Origin of the sequence: Bradyrhizobium sp. Leo170 (assembly GCF_004296405.1) — a bacterium.
Lineage (GTDB): Bacteria > Pseudomonadota > Alphaproteobacteria > Rhizobiales > Xanthobacteraceae > Bradyrhizobium.
Genome location: NZ_PSRR01000141.1, coordinates 1 through 19,663, shown reverse-complemented (window position 1 = coordinate 19,663; position 19,663 = coordinate 1). Strand labels below are relative to the sequence as shown.

At 63.5% G+C, this 19,663-nt stretch carries 18 protein-coding genes and 1 tRNA gene; 9 read left to right on the top strand and 10 right to left on the bottom strand.

The annotated features are described in order from the left end of the window. Positions 1 to 285, top strand: a 285-nt coding sequence (locus CWO89_RS46050) for a hypothetical protein (RefSeq protein ID WP_165421287.1), incomplete at its 5' end; no start/stop codon positions are given. 45 nt (positions 286 to 330) lie between these two features. On the opposite strand, the gene CWO89_RS22770 is transcribed toward CWO89_RS46050, so the two are convergent. From CWO89_RS22770 to CWO89_RS22755, 4 genes are all read right to left on the bottom strand, one after another. After that, positions 331 to 1,530: a hypothetical protein gene (locus tag CWO89_RS22770; RefSeq protein ID WP_130580976.1), complete on the bottom strand. Its 1,200-nt coding sequence runs from the start codon at positions 1,528 to 1,530 to the stop codon at positions 331 to 333. Then, positions 1,527 to 2,585 (bottom strand): GNAT family N-acetyltransferase, encoded by a 1,059-nt coding sequence (locus tag CWO89_RS22765; RefSeq protein ID WP_245476436.1) that lies wholly within the window; start codon positions 2,583 to 2,585, stop codon positions 1,527 to 1,529. Before CWO89_RS22765 ends, CWO89_RS22770 begins: the two co-directional genes overlap by 4 nt. Positions 2,586 to 2,772: 187 nt before the next feature. After that, positions 2,773 to 3,048 (bottom strand): YiaA/YiaB family inner membrane protein, encoded by a 276-nt coding sequence (locus CWO89_RS22760; RefSeq protein ID WP_130580975.1) that lies wholly within the window; start codon positions 3,046 to 3,048, stop codon positions 2,773 to 2,775. 42 nt (positions 3,049 to 3,090) lie between these two features. Then, positions 3,091 to 3,786 carry a PspA/IM30 family protein gene (locus CWO89_RS22755; protein WP_130580974.1) on the bottom strand — a complete coding sequence of 232 codons (696 nt, stop codon included), beginning with the start codon at positions 3,784 to 3,786 and terminating at the stop codon, positions 3,091 to 3,093. 103 nt (positions 3,787 to 3,889) lie between these two features. On the opposite strand from CWO89_RS22755, the gene CWO89_RS22750 reads away from it, so the two are divergent. Both CWO89_RS22750 and CWO89_RS22745 read left to right on the top strand, forming a co-directional pair. Further along, positions 3,890 to 4,501, top strand: a complete 612-nt coding sequence (locus tag CWO89_RS22750) for a TetR/AcrR family transcriptional regulator (RefSeq protein WP_130580973.1) — start codon at positions 3,890 to 3,892, stop codon at positions 4,499 to 4,501. Positions 4,502 to 4,751: 250 nt separating this feature from the next. Beyond that, positions 4,752 to 5,237 carry a hypothetical protein gene (locus CWO89_RS22745; RefSeq protein WP_207234543.1) on the top strand — a complete coding sequence of 162 codons (486 nt, stop codon included), beginning with the start codon at positions 4,752 to 4,754 and terminating at the stop codon, positions 5,235 to 5,237. Between the two features lie 25 nt (positions 5,238 to 5,262). Here the strand turns inward: CWO89_RS22745 and CWO89_RS22740 are convergent, their stop codons facing one another. The 3 genes from CWO89_RS22740 to cpdR form a co-directional block, all read right to left on the bottom strand. Then, complete coding sequence (locus tag CWO89_RS22740) at positions 5,263 to 6,000, bottom strand: energy transducer TonB family protein (RefSeq protein WP_130580972.1); 738 nt, start codon at positions 5,998 to 6,000, stop codon at positions 5,263 to 5,265. Between the two features lie 1,305 nt (positions 6,001 to 7,305). After that, positions 7,306 to 7,380: transfer RNA gene (locus tag CWO89_RS22735), tRNA-Val, on the bottom strand. 82 nt (positions 7,381 to 7,462) lie between these two features. Further along, complete coding sequence (gene cpdR / locus CWO89_RS22730; protein ID WP_027583737.1) at positions 7,463 to 7,822, bottom strand: cell cycle two-component system response regulator CpdR; 360 nt, start codon at positions 7,820 to 7,822, stop codon at positions 7,463 to 7,465. Between the two features lie 310 nt (positions 7,823 to 8,132). On the opposite strand from cpdR, the gene CWO89_RS22725 reads away from it, so the two are divergent. Both CWO89_RS22725 and hisN read left to right on the top strand, forming a co-directional pair. After that, positions 8,133 to 9,020: an N-formylglutamate amidohydrolase gene (locus CWO89_RS22725; protein ID WP_130580971.1), complete on the top strand. Its 888-nt coding sequence runs from the start codon at positions 8,133 to 8,135 to the stop codon at positions 9,018 to 9,020. Positions 9,021 to 9,503: 483 nt separating this feature from the next. Next, positions 9,504 to 10,283, top strand: a complete 780-nt coding sequence (gene hisN / locus CWO89_RS22720) for a histidinol-phosphatase (protein WP_130580970.1) — start codon at positions 9,504 to 9,506, stop codon at positions 10,281 to 10,283. Between the two features lie 12 nt (positions 10,284 to 10,295). Here the strand turns inward: hisN and CWO89_RS22715 are convergent, their stop codons facing one another. Further along, the gene (locus CWO89_RS22715; RefSeq protein WP_130580969.1) at positions 10,296 to 11,186 is read right to left on the bottom strand and encodes a LysR substrate-binding domain-containing protein; all 891 of its coding nucleotides are present in this window, start codon (positions 11,184 to 11,186) and stop codon (positions 10,296 to 10,298) included. 89 nt (positions 11,187 to 11,275) lie between these two features. Here CWO89_RS22715 and CWO89_RS22710 point away from each other — a divergent pair, with 89 nt between their 5' ends. Continuing rightward, positions 11,276 to 12,028 (top strand): sulfite exporter TauE/SafE family protein, encoded by a 753-nt coding sequence (locus CWO89_RS22710; protein WP_130580968.1) that lies wholly within the window; start codon positions 11,276 to 11,278, stop codon positions 12,026 to 12,028. Here CWO89_RS22710 and CWO89_RS22705 read toward each other — a convergent pair. Further along, on the bottom strand, positions 12,025 to 12,660 hold the full coding sequence (locus CWO89_RS22705) for a LysE family translocator (RefSeq protein WP_130580977.1): 636 nt from the start codon (positions 12,658 to 12,660) through the stop codon (positions 12,025 to 12,027). The two genes, CWO89_RS22710 and CWO89_RS22705, sit on opposite strands and share 4 nt — an antisense overlap. 240 nt (positions 12,661 to 12,900) lie before the next feature. On the opposite strand from CWO89_RS22705, the gene CWO89_RS22700 reads away from it, so the two are divergent. Together CWO89_RS22700 and CWO89_RS22695 are read left to right on the top strand one after the other, a co-directional pair. Next, on the top strand, positions 12,901 to 14,694 hold the full coding sequence (locus tag CWO89_RS22700) for an adenylate/guanylate cyclase domain-containing protein (RefSeq protein ID WP_130580967.1): 1,794 nt from the start codon (positions 12,901 to 12,903) through the stop codon (positions 14,692 to 14,694). A gap of 176 nt (positions 14,695 to 14,870) precedes the next feature. Next, a complete protein-coding gene (locus CWO89_RS22695; protein ID WP_130580966.1) occupies positions 14,871 to 17,639 on the top strand; it encodes a di-heme-cytochrome C peroxidase in 2,769 nt (922 codons plus the stop codon). Positions 17,640 to 17,660: 21 nt separating this feature from the next. Here CWO89_RS22695 and CWO89_RS22690 read toward each other — a convergent pair whose 3' ends face one another. Then, positions 17,661 to 18,608 carry an alpha/beta fold hydrolase gene (locus CWO89_RS22690; RefSeq protein WP_130580965.1) on the bottom strand — a complete coding sequence of 316 codons (948 nt, stop codon included), beginning with the start codon at positions 18,606 to 18,608 and terminating at the stop codon, positions 17,661 to 17,663. A 217-nt stretch (positions 18,609 to 18,825) separates the two neighbouring features. Between CWO89_RS22690 and CWO89_RS22685 the strand changes: the two genes are divergently transcribed. Further along, positions 18,826 to 19,296: an Hsp20 family protein gene (locus CWO89_RS22685; protein WP_130580964.1), complete on the top strand. Its 471-nt coding sequence runs from the start codon at positions 18,826 to 18,828 to the stop codon at positions 19,294 to 19,296. Positions 19,297 to 19,663 lie beyond the last annotated feature (367 nt).

The window sequence follows — 19,663 nt, the reverse complement described above, 5'->3', positions numbered from 1 at the left end:
GGCTTCCACAGCGCGTTCGGCGGCATTCATCAGGGCTTCGGCGGATTCCGCGGTGGCGGCTTCCGCGGCCGCGGCTTCCATGGCTTCCATGGACGGCGCTTCGCCTTCGGCACAGGCTTCGGTGGCGGCTTCTATGATCCCTACTATTACGACGACTACGCCTACGACTATCCGTACTACGGCTACGGCGACACCTATTACGACAACGGCAATTGCTACGTCGTGAACCGCCGCGTCCACACCACGCACGGCTGGCGCACGCAGCCGACGCAGGTCTGCGGCTGATAGGCGAGCGAGAATCCAAAAGGGGCCGGCGGATCTCCGCCGACCTCACACCCTCTCCGGCGTCAGCGCCAGCAGCCTCCGCACCAGCGCGAGTGCGGTTTCGGTGGCGGGGTCGGCTGATGTAACGGGCACGGCGAGCACGATCAGGTCGACCGGATCATGCGAGAGCACGATCACATGCGTGGCGCTGTTGGCTGCAATCAGCGACAGCACGCGCTCGACCGCGGGATCATCAAACGAAGCTCCCCAGGGCGCGTCGGACCGGCGCAGCACTCGCTCCGTCGCCAAAAATTCCCGCAGCAGCGACGGATCGTAATGCGCGAGCTCGACCTCACGGTAGCGCCGGGCATGCTCGAAAATCGGATGCCGCGCCAGTTCGGCGATCAATTCATCACGCGTCCTCGCCGTCGACAGCACGGCCGCGTTCAGCACCCCCGGCTCCTGCGCCTCGAACACCGCGCGCAGCGCATCCGTCATCAGGGCGATCGTGAGCACGCCGGCGACCGCGACCGCGCAGAAGCGCTCAATCTGCGCCGCATCGACATCGCCGGCGATGAAGGCGGCGGCGATGCCGAGCAGCGCCGAGCTGCCAAGCCTTAAGGTCATCAGCGCAAGCCCGTGACGCCGCGTCTCGGCACCGCCGCCTGCGATCAGGATCACGGTGACGGTCAAGAGCGCGCCGATCGCACCGAGCCGAACCGGGATGTCCGGAAACAGCGTGCGGAAATCGGTGATCACGAACGGAATCACGATCAGCGCACCGGCTGCGAGGCGTCCGATGCTGCGATTTTCCGACGCCATCAGCGAAGCGCGATCGCGGCTCGCGAGCAACAAGGCGCAGACGACAAAGCCCGCAAGCTGGAATAGCGACAGGGATACGGCATAAGCGGTCGTGAAGCGGGCAAGCCCGAGCGCGCCGCCAAGGCCGAGCAGGATGCCGCCGAACACCGCCAGCATCTTCACCACGCGCGGTGCATGTCGCCGCAGCATCCCCTCGGTCACGACAAGCGCGCCGAGCGGGATCAGCGCCGCCGGAATCACGCTCAAGCGGTCCAGCACATCGCTGCCGCTCCACCACGCCACGCCGCGCACCAGGAAAAGGAGCGCGATCACGCCGAGTCCGAACAGCAGGCGCCGCGTCAGCGGGCTGTTCGGGTCGCGCCAGTAGAACGTCATCATCGCGACGCAGAGCCCGATCGCGCCGCAGAGATTGACGATGGAATCGGCGATGATCCCGGGATTCATCGGCGCCCATCCTTCTGGTCGCGAGAACGCGGCCGCAGCGAGCCGAACGCGCGCGTATCATCCATCCAGTGGAAGAACGGCAACACCAGCCGCTGCAACGCCAGCACGGCAGAGGCGGCAATCAGCGCCGGCAGCGAGCCCGCCGGCACCTCGCTCGTGAGATAGCGCCGCGCGCCGGCCAGATCGATGCGGCCGAGCTGCAGCACGTCATCGCCGCGCGCATAATCGAGCTCGCGGGCGCAGAACTCGCCGTGGATCGCGTTGCGATGCTTTGGCGCGATCTCGAAACTTTTCTTCAGCGCATCCGAGCCGCCGGTGTAAGCATCGGTGATGACGAAGCGTTCCTCGTCAAAGCCAGCCTCGGGGCCAACACCAAACACCGCGCGGTGATGCGCCATGATCCCGCGTGCGAGCTGCAGATGCGCGAAACTCCGCCGCGCGCCCGACAGCGGCGATGGATACACATCGGAAAATGTCTCAGAGACCATGCCGACCACCGCCGGCACCTGCGTGACATTCGAAATCCATTTCGGACGTAGCCCGTCGCGCGCGAACAGCACCAGCGCGGTCATGCCATAGAGCACCCAGGACAACCCCTGCCCGCGCACTTCAGGGTCGACCATCACGAGGCCGAGATGGGTGACGTCGATCGGCGCGCCGTCGAGCTCAACCTCCATCACCGACAGCGCATTGAAGGCGATCGGCCGCCCGGTTTCCTCCTCACAGATCAGCGTGATGATGGCGCGCGCGAGACGCTCGGGCTCGCCGGAGAAGATGCCGTAGGTCAGGCTCTCCTGCGGCAGCGTCTTGGCGGCCACGACGCGTAGCTGCGAGGCCAGTGCCTCCAATTCTTCCTGCGGCAGCGAGCTGCCCGGACGCTCGACGATCCGCGTGCGAAGGCCCGCATGCGTGCGCAAGGTGAGATCGATGTTTGGCTGCGACAACGCCTTGAGCCAGAAGGTGGCGTGGCCGGGCAAGCGCGTCAGTGCCGCGCCGGCTTTGCCAAACCTTTCGCGCAAGCGCGAGACCGAAATGCCGCTCCAGGAAGACGCCATGCCGCTGCCCGTTGTCGGGCCCAATTACTGCCCGTCACCCATTAAGGCGCTGTGAGCGCCGGACGGCGCTCATCGCCAGAAGGTAAATGCTCCCTTGCGCCGTCATCGATGCATCCTCGCGGCAAAAAGCGGCGGATGCCAGACATCCGCCGCCTCGAAAAGTTCGGTCCGTCTCCAACTGCCCTGGTCAGGCCACCTTGGACACTTCCATCAGGATCCGTTCAGCCTTGGCATCCTCGATGCGGTTTACGAGCCGGCCGCTTTCGTGGACGTCGCGGACCGTCTTGGTCAGGGTGACGCAGGTCTGCACCAGCATCACGATGCCCATGGTGAGATAGCCCTTCATCCAGAGATCGACGGGCAGGAAGAATATGCCGACGCCGACCAGGAAGGCGGAGCCGAGGAAGGAGGCATAGGTGAAGGTAACCCAGGCATTGCTGTGGGGCTGGACGTTCTGGTTCATGGCAATCTCTCCTTAAATGAACAATGTTGAGGACTTGAAGGTTCAGGCAGTAGCTGCACGCCCGGCTTTGAGCCGTGCGAGCACGTCGTCGGCGGTCGATTTCATGCGGGGCCCAAAGCCCTGCTCAGCGAGCTTCTCAGCCGTGGCAAGCGGTCCGCTGGCGGTATCGAGTTCGATCAGCGCCTCGTCGGCGGCCTGGGCTTCCATCTGCCGTTCGCGCAACTTGCGCAGCGTGTTCTCCGCTTCCGGCAGCGTGGATTCGTATGGGCGCACCGCCTCGATGCCGCTCCGGCGCAGCGAGCGCACTGCGTCCGAGGCGCGGGCGATGCGGCGGCCGCGGTCGAGTTCGGTGAGCCGCGCCTCGGCATTGGCGACATGGCGCTTCAACCGCGCGATCTCCTGACCAAACAGCGTGCGCGCGGTCATCGCGGCGTCGCGGTCGGCTTCGAGATTGGCAATCGCCTGCGCCGCCTCCCGCGCCAGATCTTCGCGGCCACCTTCCAGCGCGGCCGTGGCCCGCGCCTCGAGATCCGCGATCCGCGCATTGGTCGCCTCAAGCCGACGGCCCTCCTGCTGGTCGCCGGCAATCGCCAGCGCCAGCGTCCGCTTGGAGCGGTCGACGGCCGAGGCCGCGTCGCGCATCTGCTGGTCGAGGATGAGGAGGGCCGAGCGATCCTGCAACTCCTCCTCTGCCGCGGCCACGGTGCCGCGAAAAAGCGTGAAAACGGTTTTGAACATTTGCCAGCTCCCTGTTATGAGCATTGCTCACATCATCTTTGTAACGGGAGCCTGAGCGTGGTTCAAGAACATCTTGAGCGTCGCTCATGTATTTAGTTAACAAATGTCCAAGGCCTTGGAACGACGAGCTAAAAACCGCGAGCGGCTGATCGAAGCGGCAGAACGATCGATCGCCGCCGGCGGATTGGCCGGCCTGAAGACGCGCGATCTCGCCAGCGAGATCGGCATCGCCAATGGCGCGGTCTACAATCTGGTCGAGGACGTCGACGAACTGATCCTGCGGATAGGATCGCGCACGCTGGCCCGGCTCGACGCGGCCCTCACCGCGGCAGAGCGCGACGGTCCCGCGGATCCCATCGACACGCTGGTCCGCATCGCGGTCGGCTATTGCGATTTCGCCGCCGACAATCTCGAGTTATGGCGCGCACTGTTCGAGCACCGGATGGCACCGGGCAAGCCGGTCCCGGACTGGGCCATCTCCGAGCAGATGGACCTGTTCCGCCACATCTACCACCCGCTCGCCGCACTCTTTCCGGCGCGCTCGCCGCAAGACCTGAGCGTCACCGCGCGCAGCCTGTTCTCGGCCGTCCACGGCATGGTCGCGCTGGGGTTAGAGCAGAAGCTGATCGCAGTGCCGATCGAAGCGTTGCGCAGCGAAGTCGCCTCCATCGTCCGCGCCATGGTCGAGGGATTGATGGCGAAGGCTAGTTCGTAGCGTCGTAGGGTGGGCAAAGGAGCGCAGCGACGTGCCCACCATCAAAGATTCCGCTCGCGATGGTGGGCACGCTGCGCTTTGCCCACCCCACCCTACAACTCTACAACTCTCTCCGCGTCGTCCCGGGCTTGACCCGGGACGATAACCACAGGAAGTAGTTTTTGCGAAGGTGACTATGACCGAATCCTATCGAGACATCACGCGGTATGGGTTCCCGCCTTCGCGGGGACGACACGCGGAGGAGGCAGGAATGACGCGCGTTGGATGTTTGGCAGCCCTGATTTTCTTGTCTGCACCTGCCGGCGCGAGCGCGGCCCCAGCCACCTCCGCTTCAGGTTCGGCGGCACTGGCGCTCGCCGCCGTGGTCGCGCAATACTCGCCGATCGCCGCCGCGCCCAAGCGTACCGTCGCTTCCTTCTTCAAGGGCGATACCAATTTTCCCTATGGCGGAAAGATCTCCGTCACCGCAGACAACATCGTCTGCCGCACCAGCAATGTCGACATCACCTCGCGCTCCTGCGACATCGCCTTCAAGATCGGCAAGCGCGCGCTGAAGGGCCGCGACGCCAACGAATTGTTTGCAACCATGCTGATGGCAGGCATCTCCGCCGAGGGCGCCGCCGGATCGAACATCGCGGGCCTGTCGAAGCTGAACTGCACGATCGAACCCAAGGTGATCAAGCAAAAGGCCGGCGGCGGCGCCGACTGCACTTTCGAGCCGGGCAATCAGCCGTAGACCGTGCAGTGGTTAGGGGGAGGCCTTAGGATGGATCGAAGGCCAGTTGAATCTGGACGTTGAGGCGATCCGGAAGTTCGGCTGGGATGGATGGAAGAGGTTGCGCCCTCTTGATGGTCTCGATCGCCTCGGTATCGAGCAGTGTCTGGCCGGAGCTTGTTTTCACCCAAACACCCAGGAGGCGCCCTCTCCGGTCGATCGAGAAGAACGTTTCGACCGTGCCTTGAAGCCTATTGTGGGCCGCCGCGGGATACCGCTGAAATCTTGCGATGTGCTTGAGCAGGCTTTGTTGAAACTTCACCAGGGCATTGTTCGGCACCACATTCGTCACGGTCGAACGACGTGAGATGCTGGGGATGCTGGGACTCGCTTCAACAGGCAGGGACGCCTGGTCAGGCGATTTGCTCACAACCTCATCCTTCGCCTGATCATCCGGCTGTTCGGCTTCAGGATTCGAATGGGCGACATTCGCCGTCGTCGCCTGCGAAGTCGAATCGATTGGAATCGGTGTCTCCTCGCGTTGAGGAACCAGGCGCACCTGTATTGTAGACGTCGGTCCTTGATCGACCGATGATGCGGCTGGGTGCTGTACCTTGATCCAATAGACGCCACCGGCGAACAACAACACCACCAGAGCCGGGATGATGACGAGACGCGCCACTTCTGCGTTGGACCAGGCCGTCGGATCTCCTGCAGTGAGCGCGGCCTTTATCCTGTCCGTCTCCCTCGCGGGCAACGGATCATCTGAACCGTCCATCTTCATATGGCGGGCGCTTTCGCCGGGATAACAATTCTGGTCGGTACGCACATCTCTGGAGAAGGCCACTCAGATCATTTGGGGCGCGCCGAGCCCCTCGGCGAAGGCACGATGGCTATCTCTATATAGGATTTGTGACATGTCTCTAAAACCGGACTGGCGCCGGAGGCCGAGACGGGCCGTCATATAAAATGGAACTGCCGAACAGGCGTCAGCTCATCGCTTGCGCACGGTTCCGCATCCTGACCGTCGGAAAAATTTGGCGGAGATTACTGAGGCCGACATGAAGCGTCGCCATTTGAACCACGCGACATCGGCCGGACTGCCCCGGCGCAAGCCGTCGGAATCACGCCGGGGCCGCCTTGGCTCTCCCGGCCGACCACGGGGGCTTTGGCGCTCGGGGTGTGATCGGCGAGAAGTAGCGTCGCAAATAAGCACAACCATTGCGCGTTCGTCAGTGCACTTTGTGCCAGAGCGACGCCAGAAAGTGTGAGGTGTCGCGCGGATGCGCGGTTTGTGCCATCTCGCTCGCGCTTTCCTCGCGTCGACCGTTAACCATAGGGACACGCGCGCAGGCATTAGGACAGCCGCACTGATGGAAAGTTGCAGCGCTCCGGGATTTCAATTGCCAATATTTTATCAATTGGAGCGTCCGGTCATGATTGAGCGTCGTGCCCTAGAACGTGTTCAGTTGAACCAGCTCGCATTGCTTTCGTTTAGCGGGATTTCGGGAGTTCATCCCTGCCTAGTAAGAAATCTCCATATGCGCGGTGCTGGTTTGTACTCGAATTCATTTCACTTCTTCGCCAACGACTTCCTCATGTCGTTCGACGGCTTCAAGTCGAGCACGCACTGCCACGTCGTCTGGAGGCGGGGCGACGAATGCGGCGTCGTGTTCCCTTCAGGATATCTCCACAGCGAGCTCGAGATCTTGTCAGCGCAGATGTAACCGACCGCGCATCCCGGGAAGACGCGCTTCGACGCTTCTGTGGTTGCTTCCGCAGGCGCAACGGAACGTAGGATGGGTAGAACGGAGCGAAACCCATCATCGCGCGGCTTGCTCCATCGCGATGGGTTTCGCTCCACCCATCCTACTGAATCGTCGCCTTCGCGAACGATGACAGCGGCGAGTCATTTGACTCTTGGATCAGGAACCCAAGCCGTCGATGCGGCCTGCTCCGCTTGGCTGCGCCACGCGTAGCCCTCAAGGAACGAACAAGTGGCTTGCCGAGCCGTAGCTCGCGGACGCAAGCCCGCCTGCGCCCGTGGGGCTTCGGCGCGGCAGCCTTCTCTCGCTTCGCGAGCGAAGGCTGGTGGGCGCGACAGGGATCGAACCTGTGACCCCTACCATGTCAAGGTAGTGCTCTCCCGCTGAGCTACGCGCCCGAAAAATCGGCTGGGTCGGGTCCCTATAACGGACCCCAGGCGGGCAGGCAAGGACGCCTGAAGGCGAAATCTTGGCCGCGGGTCAGGCCGCCAGCATCTTGTTCACTTCGCTGACCAATTCGCGCAGGTGGACAGGCTTTGCCAGCACCTTGGCGTTCTTGGGCGCCTCCGAATCGGAGTTCAGGGCGACGGCGGCGAATCCGGTGATGAACATGATCTTGATGTCGGGATCGAGTTCCGAGGCGCGGCGGGCGAGCTCGATGCCGTCCATCTCCGGCATCACGATGTCGGTGAGCAGCATCTCGAACGGCTCCTCGCGCAGCCTCTGATAGGCCGACATACCGTTATCGTGTGGGGAAACCTGGAATCCGGCGTTTTCGAGCGCCTTGACCAGGAAGCGGCGCATATCGTTGTCGTCTTCGGCGAGGAGGATTTTGGGCATGGCGTTGATTTCGTCGAATCCCGGCTTGGGAGGATCGGTCCGCACACTAAGCCCGATAGGCAGTAAATTTCGAGTGAAAGATGAGCCGTCGCGGCCGACCGGATGCTTAACTTAGTTGTGGACCGGAACGCCGCGCGAATCAATCACGTCAGGCGCTACCCGCTCTTAAGAGACATTCCAGCCCGGCTCACGATTTTTTTCGCTTGGCAGAAGGGTTGTGATTACCGACAATGCCCGCACATAAATCCTCCGTTTTTCCGGCAGAATCGTGCTGGAAGGCCCAGCGGAATTGAAGGGACGGCGCCGGACGATGAGCAGGCCTGACGGTGAATTGCCGCCTCCGTTCGAGATCGTCGAACCCGTCAATTGGCGGGCGCCGATCATCTTCAACTCGCCGCATTCGGGCTCGGTCTATCCGGCCGAATTCCTCAACGCCTCCAGGATCGATCTGACGTCGCTCAGGCGCTCGGAAGACTCCTTCATGGACGAGTTGATCGAAGGCTTGAGCGAGCGCGGCTTTCCGGTCGTGCGGGTGCATTTCCCGCGCTCCTATGTCGACGTGAACCGCGAGCCCTATGAGCTCGATCCGCGCATGTTCACGGGCCGGCTTCCGAGCTTTGCCAATACGCGCTCGATGCGGGTCGCCGGCGGGCTTGGCACGATCCCGCGCGTGGTCGGCGACGGCCAGGAGATTTATCGCGAGCGGCTCAATGTCGACGAGGCGCTGTCGCGGATCGAGGCGCTCTACAAGCCCTATCACCGGGCGCTGCGGCGACTGATCAACAAGGCGCACCAGGCGTTCGGAACCGTTGTCGTGGTCGACTGCCACTCGATGCCGTCGATCGGGGTGTCGCGGGACGAGCCGCGACGGCCCGACATCGTCATCGGCGACCGCTACGGCACAAGCTGCGCGCCGCTGCTCCCCGACGTGGTCGAAGACGTCATGAGCGGGCTCGGCTATTCGATCGGCCGCAACAAGCCCTATGCCGGCGGCTTCATCACCGAGCACTACGGCAACCCGGCGAGCGGCCTGCATACCGTTCAGCTCGAGCTCAACCGCGCGGTCTACATGGATGAGCGCCGGCGCGAGCGCGGCCCGCGCTTTGCGCAGTTGGCCGCCGATTTCGCGACCTTGGCGGAGGCGCTGGCGGAAGTCCCGCTCGGCGACCTCGGTCCGTTCCAGGCAGCAGCGGAATAAGTTTCCTCGTCATGCCGGGTTCGCTTCGCGCTGACAGCAAGAACCCCAAAAGAAAAAAGGGCCGCTTGAATGAACAAGCGGCCCAAGTCTAGGGAGGAAACGCCCAAGGAGGGCAGCGATAGCGCAAGGCGCTACCGCACCGCAACAATATGCCGCCGCGCCGCACAAAACGCAAGCGGTTTTAGATTCATTTCCCATGCATTATCCGCAGGGCTTGCAGACCTGCAACACAGGGCTAAAGTCGAGTTTTGTCGTTTTCTTTCAATATCTTCCCTGAAGAAATGAATTATTAATACCGCGCTTCGACCATAGCCCCCCATTTCGTGATTGCACCTCGTCCCAAAACTCATAGCGGCGCATGGCATCCCTCGCGCACTCAAAAATGCCAGCGACAAAATTCCTCAATGTCGGTGCGGATTACGCCGGATTGAGCTAGGCAGTAGCGTTAAGTTGCCAGTTCGCATCGCGCTTTAGGGAACAGCCGTGCCGGTCATTGATTTCACTGCCTTCATCGGCCGCCTCGCGACCGCCGCCGGCGAAACCATCCTGCCGTTCTTCCGCACCTCGCTCTCGGTCGACAACAAGAGCGCTAGCGATTTCGATCCGGTGACCGAAGCCGACCGCGCAGCGGAAGCGGTGATGCGGCGGCTAATCAAGGCCAACTTCCCCCAGCACGGCATCGTCGGCGAGGAATTCGGCAATGAGCGCGAGGACGCCGAATATGTCTGGGTGCTCGATCCGATCGACGGCACCAAGTCGTTCATCGGCGGCTTTCCTATCTGGGGCACGCTGATCGCACTGCTGCACAAGGGCACGCCGGTGTTCGGGATGATGCATCAACCCTATATCGGCGAGCGGTTTTCCGGCGACAATGGTTCGGCCCATTACTCTGGCCCGTCTGGCGAGCGGCGGCTTTCCGTCAGGCGCTGCGCGTCGCTCAAGGAGGCGACGGCTTACACCACGAGCCCGCTGTTGATGAACGCCACCGACCGGGCATGCTTTGGACGGATCGAGAGCGCCGCCAAGCTCACGCGCTATGGCGGCGACTGCTACTCCTACTGCATGCTGGCCGCTGGCCATCTCGATCTCGTGGTCGAGACCGAGCTCAAGCCGTATGACATCGCAGGCCTGATCCCGATCGTCACCGGCGCCGGCGGCATCGTCACCACCTGGGAAGGCAAGCCGGCGCAGAGCGGCGGCCGCATCATCGCCGCGGGCGACCCGCGGGTGCACGAAGCGGCGATGAAGCTGCTCAATGGTTGAGCGAGCGGCCCGTCAAGGCGCGGCCTTGCGCAGGTAGTCGACGAGCAGCTTCGCCGGGCGCGGCAATGCCTTGAAGCTGCGAGCGCAGATGGTGAGTTTGCGGTCGGCCCAGGAGTCGCGCAGCCGGATCGACGCAATCGGCATCGATCGGGCGCAGCGCCGCGCGGCGGTCTCCGGGATCACGGCGATGCCGACATCGGCCGCGACCATCTGGCAGATCGCGTCGAAATCGCGCAGGCGCGCCCGGAACCGCAGACGGGCGCCGAGCCGGGCCGCATGCTTGGCGATGTGGGCCTGCAGCGCGGTCGAGGCGGTCAGCCCGACGAAGTCATAGTCGGTCACGTCCTGGAAATCGATCTGGCGGCGCCCTGCGAGATCGCTGCGGCGCGAGGCCACCAGCGTCAGGCGATCCTCGCTGAACAGGAAGCGCTCGACGCTTTCGGGCAACGCATGCTCGGCGGCGAAGCCGAGATCCGCAGCACCGGTCGCGATCGCAGCCGCAATGTCGGCGCTCTCGCGCTCCTCGACGTCGACATTGATGTCGGGATGCTCGCGCAGGAAGGCGGCGAGCGCCCGCGGCAGATGCTCCGACAGGCCCGAGGTATTGGCGAGCAGCAGCACGCTCGCCCTGACGCCGCTGGCATAGGCGGCGAGGTCGCCGCGCAGCGCTTCGACATTGTGGATCACGATCCGCGCATGATCGAGCAGGCTTTCGCCGGCGGCGGTGAGTTCGACTCCACGGCGGCCGCGCTTGAGCAGCGACACGCCAAGCGCAGCCTCGAGCCCCTTGATCCGTTCGCTCGCGGACGCCAGCGCCAGATGAACGCGGGAGGCGCCATTGGTGATGCTGCGTGTCTCCGCCACCGCAATGAAGAGCTGCAGATCGACCAGGTCGAAGCGCATGTCAGGCTCCGTTCAGCTTCGGCAAAGCCGAAGGCATTCTCCGTAATCTCCAGATTGTGCCGCTCGCGGCGATCGGTCAATGTGCAGACATGTTCGACTCGATGCTTATCCTGATCGCCTTCGCCTTCCTGCTTGCCGGTTTCGTCAAGGGAACGCTGGGGCTTGGCCTGCCGACGGTTTCTATGGGACTGCTGGCCGTGACGATGCCGCCTGCGCAGGCGATCTCGATCGTCATCGTGCCGGCGATCGTCACCAACATCTGGCAGACCTTCGTCGGCCCTTATCTGCGCGACATCCTCAAGCGGCTATGGCCGCTGATGCTCGGCACCGTGGTCGGCATCTGGCTGAACCGCGGGCTGCTGACCGGGCCTTATGCGCCCTACGGCACCGTCGTCCTCGGTCTCCTGCTCATCATCTATGCGGTCGTGGGCCTCAGCCGCTTCAGCTTCAAGGTCGCCCGCCGCGACGAGAAATGGATCGGCGGCATCGTCGGCGTCGTGACCGGGGTGATCTCGGCGGCGACCGGCGTGCAGGTGATCCCGTCGATGCCATTCATGCAGGCGATCGGCATGGAGAAGGACGAGCTGGTGCAGGCGCTCGGCCTGTTCTTCACCACCGCAACCGTCGCCCTCGCCTTCAATCTCACTGCCGCCGGCGTGTTGACTGCCGCGACCGCGCTGCCCGGCGCGGTGGCGATGGTGGCGTCCTTCGTTGGCATGTTCGTTGGGCAGGCGGTGCGGTCACGGCTGCAGCCGGAGGCGTTCCGCCGCTGGTTCCTGATCGCGATGATCCTGCTCGGGGTCTACCTCGCCGGCAGCGCGCTGGTGAAGATTCACGGCTAGCGCGCTTCCAGCATCGCGACGCGAAAGCCGAGATAGACGAACAGCCCGCCGAGCGTGCGGTTGATCCAGGTGATCACACCGCTGGAGCGGCGGATCCGCCTCGCCGCCCGCGCCGCAAAGGCCGCCACGCCGAGACACCACAGCGTGCCGTTGAGGACGAAGATCGCGCCGAGCAGCAGGAAGGCGGCGGCCTTGTGCGGCGAATCAGCGGCCACGAACTGCGGCAGGAAGGCGAGGAAGAACAGCGCCACCTTTGGATTGAGCGCATTGGTCAGCGCGCCCTGCCAGAACACCCGGCGCAGCGTCGGCGCCTCACCCTGAAGGGTGACATCCGCGATCGGGCGCTGGCGTGACAGCAGCATCTGGACGCCCGTGAACAGGAGATAGGCTGCGCCGACCCATTTGAGGGCGGTAAAGGCCACTGAGGAGGTCATCAGCACCGCCGAAAGCCCGATCGCCGCGCCGAAGACATGAAAAAGGCAGCCACAACTGATTCCGAACGCAGCCGCCGCTCCGCCACGCCATCCAAGTTGCAGGCCCCTGCCGATGATATAGGCGGTGTCCGGCCCCGGCGTGACGTTAAGCAGCAGCCCCGACAGGATGAAAAGCCATAGTTCGTGAATTCCGAGCATCGTCATCATCTCTCACGCGGGCGTTGGCCAACCGACAAGAACAGCCGCCCCACATTATTTCCACGACATAAAAATTGTGCAGCTAACATTTCAGGGGCCATCCGCTGCCAATTCCGGAACGTTTGCATTACTATGATCTCCGGTTCGGGCTTCCGCCAGGTACATCTTGTTTTATAAGAATTGGAACGGTCGGCCGCGCACGCGGCGATCATCGGCCGATTCCGGAGCATAGATACGGTTATGGAGAGACGGCTAGCTGCCATAGTCTGCGCCGATGTCGCCGGCTACTCGCGGATGATGGGGGCCGACGAGGCGGGCACGCATGCCGCCTTCAAAGCCCATCGTACCGCGATCCATCCGATCATCCTCAATCATGGCGGCCGTATCCTGAAGAACACCGGCGACGGCTTCCTGCTGGAGTTTCCCAGCATCGTCGGAGCGCTGGAGGCCGCCATCGAGATGCAGATGCTGATGGCGGAACGCAACAACCAGCTTCCGGCCGACCGCGTCATGCAGTTCCGGATGGGCATTCACATGGGCGATGTGATGGCCGACGAGGACGAATTGTTCGGCGATGACGTCAACATCGCCGTCCGGCTCGAGACGGTTTCCCCACCGGGCGGACTGGCCGCTTCGGCCAAGGCCTATCAGGAGGCCGGCAGGCACCTCAAAGCCACCCTGATCAACACCGGCAGCCATCGTTTCAAGAACATCGCGGACCCTGTCGAGGTCTTGACCTGGGAGCCGGGCGGCTCGGAGGCGCGTGGGCGTCAGGTGCGGGATTCGTCGGGCCTGCCAGGGCAGTCGCGGACAGCGATCGTCGGCGTGCTTCCCTTCGCCAATTTGAGCGACTCCAGCGACGAGTATTTTTCCGACGGATTGACCGAAGACCTGATCCACGCGCTCTCGCTGCAATCCTTCTATCGGGTGCTGAGCCGCAACTCGACATTCTCCTTCAAGGGCAAGAATGTGAGCACCCGCCTGATCGCCCGCGAGATCGACGCGACCTACCTGATCCAGGGCTCTGTGCGGCGTGCCGGCAGCAAGATCCGGGTGACCGCCGAGCTGATCGCGCCTGAGAACGGCGAGCAACTGTGGACCGGCCGCTATGACCGCGACATGGGCGATCTGTTCGCGATGCAGGACGAGATCACGACCAGTCTCTCTGCAGCGATCGCCACCGAGATATTCCGCGCGGAAGCTTCCGCGCCGGCCCGCCTTTCCAACGATGTCACCGCGTGGGATCGATTCCTGAAGGGCCTTTCCTACTATTACCGGCACACCAGGGAAGATTACGAGGCGTCCATTGCGCTGTTCAAGGAAGCGATCGCGCTCGATCCCGCGCTTTCGATCGCGCACGCCTATCTCGCCACGATCCAGGTGCAGAGCATCCAGTTTGGCTGGCTCAAGCGCACGCGCGAATTATGGACGTCGATCGTGAGTCTTGCGGAGGCCAGCGTTCGGCTCGACCCGCGCTCGTCCTTCGCCTTTCAGATCCTGTCCTATGTGCGTTCGGTCGAGGGGCACTACGAGGCTGCCCTGGATGCCGCGAACCGTGCCGTGGCGCTCAACCCATACGACATGGGCGCGCGCGGCGTGCTTGGATATGTTCACCTCGTGAGCGGTGAGCATCGCCAGGCGATCGAGCTGTTTTCGATGGGGGCGCAGCGCGGCAACAGCGACCCGCGCTATCAATGGGCGGCCTTGAACGCGTTCAGCCACTACCTCCTGGGACAATACGACGCGACCCTGTCCTGGGCGCGCGAGCAGCTCTACATCAATCCGAACCATATGCCGGCACTGGCGATCCGCGCCGCCGCGCTGGCCCAATTGGGACGGACCGAGGAGGCGGCGGACGCGACCGGCGTTTTGATGTCCAACTATCCGATTTTCACCGTCGATCGGCATTTGAAGAACTTCCATTGGAAGCAGCCGGCCGATATCGAACACTATCGTGAGGGACTTTTGAAAGCCGGCGTACCGCTCGCCCGGCTGACCCTTGTCGAAACCCGGAAGCTCGCCGCCGAGTCGTGAACGAGCGCGCAGCCAAGCGCAGCGCCCTCCGATCGTTCACCGACTTGAGGGATTCAGCCAAACCTCGCCACACGCTGTAGTCGTGTAACATTCGCGCGTATTCCGGATGTTAAGACTTCGTCCGCTTCTATCGGGCGATAGCTTTTCATGATTCGTTGCGTCCAGGATTTTGCGCCATGCACGACCTCCGCACCAAGAAGCCGGTCGCGCCGCTGATCGACGTTTCTCCGAACAATCCCTGCCCGTTCCTGCGTGCGCTGGTCGCGGAAGGATTTGTCGACGGCCATATCGCCCCCCTCTCGACGCTATCAAGGACGATCGGAGCGGCGAGCGGGAAGAAGGGGTTGAGCAATATCCGGGTGCGCATCGAGACTAGTCTCGTCGCGCTCGTGGCGAATGGCCTCAGTCCCTGGCGCCTGCTCAAGAGCTGGTGGTCCGGTGCCGAGCTGGATGCACTGCGCGACGGCCCGCTCGACAAGCACGGCGTCGGCTCGCGCATCCTTGACGCCCACGCCCATGTGCACGAGGACCAGATCGCGCGATTGGCCGAATTCGGCCAGGAGTGCAGAGATCCCGCTGGCGGCGTCGAACGCGGGCTCACGGCGTCCGAAATCACGACCTTCATGCACGCCAATTTCGAACGGGCGAAAGGCAACCGGCGCTGGTACGACCCGCTGTTGATGAAGGGCGAATGGCCCGTCCTGCTTCGCATCCTGGGCAAGGGCGAAGGCAAGGACCGCTACCTCAGCGTTGCGGAGGTGAGGACATTGTTCGTCGATCGCCGGCTGCCCGAGCGGATCGTCGAGCGCATCGAGTCCCTGCCGCAAGTCGCCCCCGGCAGGCGCACGCTTCGCGTCATCGGCAGCGCAGCGGCCGTGGTGATCGCGCTTCTGGTTGCGCTTACCCAATTCCCGGATCGCGTCAGGGCCGTGCTGCCCGACAAGCTCGCGCAATTGCTGCCGCCTCCACTGCCGGACGCGCCAGCGACCAAAGCCGCCTACTGGCTCGACCAGAATTGGTCGCTTGAGGACCGATACTGGTTCCACCACGTCAGCCAGGGCACCGCGACATTCCCGGTGCCCTACGCCTGGTTCGCCGCGCTGGAGCAGCCGTACCTGCGTCTGTTCAGCGCGCCCGGACTGATGAAGGAGAGCGCCTATCTCGAGCGCTTCGGCTTTATTCCGAGCCCCCAGACCATCCATACCGACGACACCACGCTGCGCCGCTTCGGTTATGCAAGCATCTTCGAGACGACACCTGCGCCGGCATCTTCAGGGTTGTGGAAGACAGCGGTCGAGAATGTCGACGGCTTGCCGGTCGGCTTCGCGCGGATGACCGGCGTTGTCGATCCGGCGACGGGCCGTCGCGAGGACGACAAGATCGGGCTGACCTGCGCGGCCTGTCACACCGGACAGCTTCACTACAAGGGCGTGGCCGTGCGCTTCGACGGCGGCCCGGCCATGACCGATCTGAAGAAGCTCGAACTCGCGACCGGCCTGTCCATTGCCTATACCTTGTATGTGCCGTTCCGTTTCAAGCGCTTCGCGGATCGCGTGCTCGGGCGCGACGCAAGCGATGCAGACCGCAGCGCGCTCAAGCAAAAGCTGGCGGCGATCGGAAAATTCCTGCTCGACTGGCAAAACACCTATGACAAGACCATCGCCGGCAAGACGACCGAGGACGGCAAGCAGCAGAAGGATACCGAGGAAGGGTTCGGCCGCCTCGACGCGCTCAACCGCATCGGCAACCAGGTCTTCTCGCAGAACCTGGCCATCAACGGCCTCACCGGCTTCGAAAAGAACCTCCACGCCCAGGACGCGCCGGTCAGCTACCCGCCGATCTGGACCGTGCCGTGGCTCAAATATGCCCAATACGACGCCTCGATCGAGCAGCCGCTGATCCGCAATGCCGGCGAGGCGTTAGGCGTGACCGCGCTGATCAACATGTCGCCCGAGTATCCCGCAGACACGCTGTTCCGCTCGTCGGTGGAAGTGCAGAATCTGCTGTGGATCGAATCGATGCTGCGCGGTCCCGATCCCTTCAGCCAGACGCCACAGCGCTTTGGCGGTTTGGCCGCGCCCAAATGGCCGTCGCAGCTCTTCGACGATCAGGCCTGGAAGCTCAAGCCCGACCGCGTCGCCAAGGGCCGCGAGCTGTACGCCGAGATCTGCGTCGAATGCCATCTCGGTCCGGTCAATGATCCCGTGTTCGACGCTCAATTTCCAGACAAGAGCTTCTGGTCGTCGCCGCGCTGGGACCGTACCGGCGAGAGCCCGGTGCTCGATCCCGTCCAGAAAAAGGCGGATGACATGGGAACGGACCCGGCGCAGGCCAATGTCCTGACCATGCGAACCGTTCAGGTCCCCGGCTTCCTCGGCATCGACCCGACGCGCGACCTCACGAAGTGGTGGGAATGTCCTGACCTTCAGCCGACCTCTACCACCGAGATGTCCTACGCCCTCGCCTTGATGGTGACGGTGGATCTGGTCAGCCGGAAATGGATGGACGAGCGGCATATCCCGCCGGCGCAGCAGAAGAAGCTCTGGGGCGACCGAAAGAACTGCCCCAACCCTTCGCCGGCGCCGCGCTATCGCGCGCGCCCGCTCAACGGCGCCTGGGCCACGGCGCCCTACCTGCATAACGGCTCCGTCCCCTCGCTCGACTGGCTGCTCCGGCCCGCCGCCGAGCGCCCGAGGAAGTTCTGCATGGGCGCACGTGATTTCGATCCGGAGCATGTCGGCTTCGACGTGAAGGGCGACGAGACGTCGTGCAAGAATGGCCAGACGCTGTTCTCGGCGACCGATCGCGACGGAAACGACATCCACGGCAACAGCGTGGCCGGCCACTCGTTCGAGGGAGCCGCGCCGTATCCGAAGGGCATCATCGGCCGCGCGCTCGACAAGAACGAACGCGAAGCCCTGATCGAATATCTGAAGACCTTGTAGCCGATCGAGGAAATGCGCGCGTCAGCCGAACAGCGGCGTGCCCGGCACGAAGGCGTCGAACGCCGCCCAGAACTGCGCGCGGTAGCGGTCCTGCTCCTGCAGGATCTCGTGCTTGGAGCCGGCGATCACGAGGTGCGAGCCGGCGCGCAAGTGATAGGCGAACTCCTCGATCGCTGAAGTCGACACCACGGTGTCGTTGCTCGCCGCCAGCATCAGGATCGGCTGGCGGATCTGCGACGGATAGTAATATTCGCGGAACGTACGCATCGCCTTGAAGGCGGTGTCGGCCCAGGCAATCGTTGGCGCACCGAGGCCGAGCGTGGGGTCTTCTTCCAGGACCGCAGCATTGCGCGCAAAGCGGACGGGATCGCTGGTGAGGGGATTGTTGATGAAAGGCGAAAGCCCGACCAGTTCGTCGCTGCCGCCCGGTACGTAACGTCCGCCCTGGCCGGCGAGCCGCATGATCCGCAGCAGCGCGGTCGGGATGAATGAAGTGCGGCGTCCCGGCAGGTCGATCATCGGTGCCGACAGCACCATGCGATCGAACCAGCGTTTTCCCGCATGCGCGAGGCGCAGCATCACGGCCCCGCCCATCGAATGCGCCAGCGCGAAATAGGGCGGCGGACAATCCGGCAGCACCACCTGCTGCACGAAGGTTTCAACGTCGATCTCGTAATCGGCAAAGCTGCGCACATAGCCTTTGCGCGGATCGCGCAACCGCCGCGAGGAATGGCCCTGCCCGCGCCAATCGATCATCGCCACCGCAAAGCCGCGGTCGCGCAGATCGCGCACGGTCTCGAAATACTTTTCGATCATCTCGCTGCGGCCGGTGAACACGCAGACCGTTCCCTTGCGGCCCGGCGGCGGCGCCCAGCGCGCAAAACGCAATTCGGCGCCATCAGGCGTCTTGATGGTGCCGCTGACGACGTCTTCCGGAACCGGATTGGCTGGAATGGAGACGAGCGTCATGAAGGGGAACCGCTAGGTGAGGGACGGCGGGAATCAAGGCGTGAGCGCCAAAAAGCGACGATATTTCCGCCTCTTGAACAACTGATAGCCCCACCCATATCATTTTCGTGCAGGCCGCTACCAGTGTTTCGGAACCGGAACATCAGGCTGCACACAGACTAAAGCCCGGCCCGGTGGCGGGCGGGTAATCGAATCAGTCGCTCATTGGAGGACTATCATGCGTACCTACGATCTGACCCCGTTCTATCGTTCCACTGTTGGCTTCGACCGTTTTTTCAACCTGCTCGACCAGGCGACTTCGGACGGCAGCCCCGGCTATCCCCCCTATAACATCGAGCGCACCGGCGAGAACGCCTACCGCATCAGCGTTGCGGTTTCCGGCTTCTCCGAGGGTGAGCTTTCGATCGTCGCGAAGGAGAACACGCTGACGATCAAGGGCGAGAAGATCGCCAACGAGAACGGCAAGGACAATTCCAACGTTCTCTATCGCGGCATCGCCTCTCGGGCCTTCGAGCGCGTGTTCCAGCTCGCCGACTTCGTACAGGTGAAGAGCGCTTCGCTTGAGAACGGCCTGCTCCACGTCGACCTCGTTCGCGAGATCCCCGAGGCCAAGAAACCGCGCAGCATTCCGATCACGACCGGCTCCGCCGCGCCGCAGGTCGCCGACGGATCCAAGGCCGCCGCCTAATCGCGGCAGCAGCTTCGGCAGATATTGGCCGAGCGCAAAACGCCCCGGGAAACCGGGGCGTTTTTGTTTCCCCTCGGTCATTCCGGGATGCGCCGCAAGGCGCAGGCCCGGAATCCATTCATCCACAGGGCAAGCGGCGAAATGGATTCCGGGTTCGATGCGCACGCATCGCCCCGGAATGACAAGGAACACCTGCTACTCCAATCCCTGCACCTGCGGCATTTCCTGGGTCGGCAAAATGGTCGGCGCGGCGGGCGGAGCCGGCTTCGCCTCGCCGACGGTCGGGGCGGCAGCCGGCGGAACGGCCTGCTGCGGCTCCGCGGCCTTCTGCTGCACCGCGGCCGATTGCTGGGCCGGTTCCGGCGCG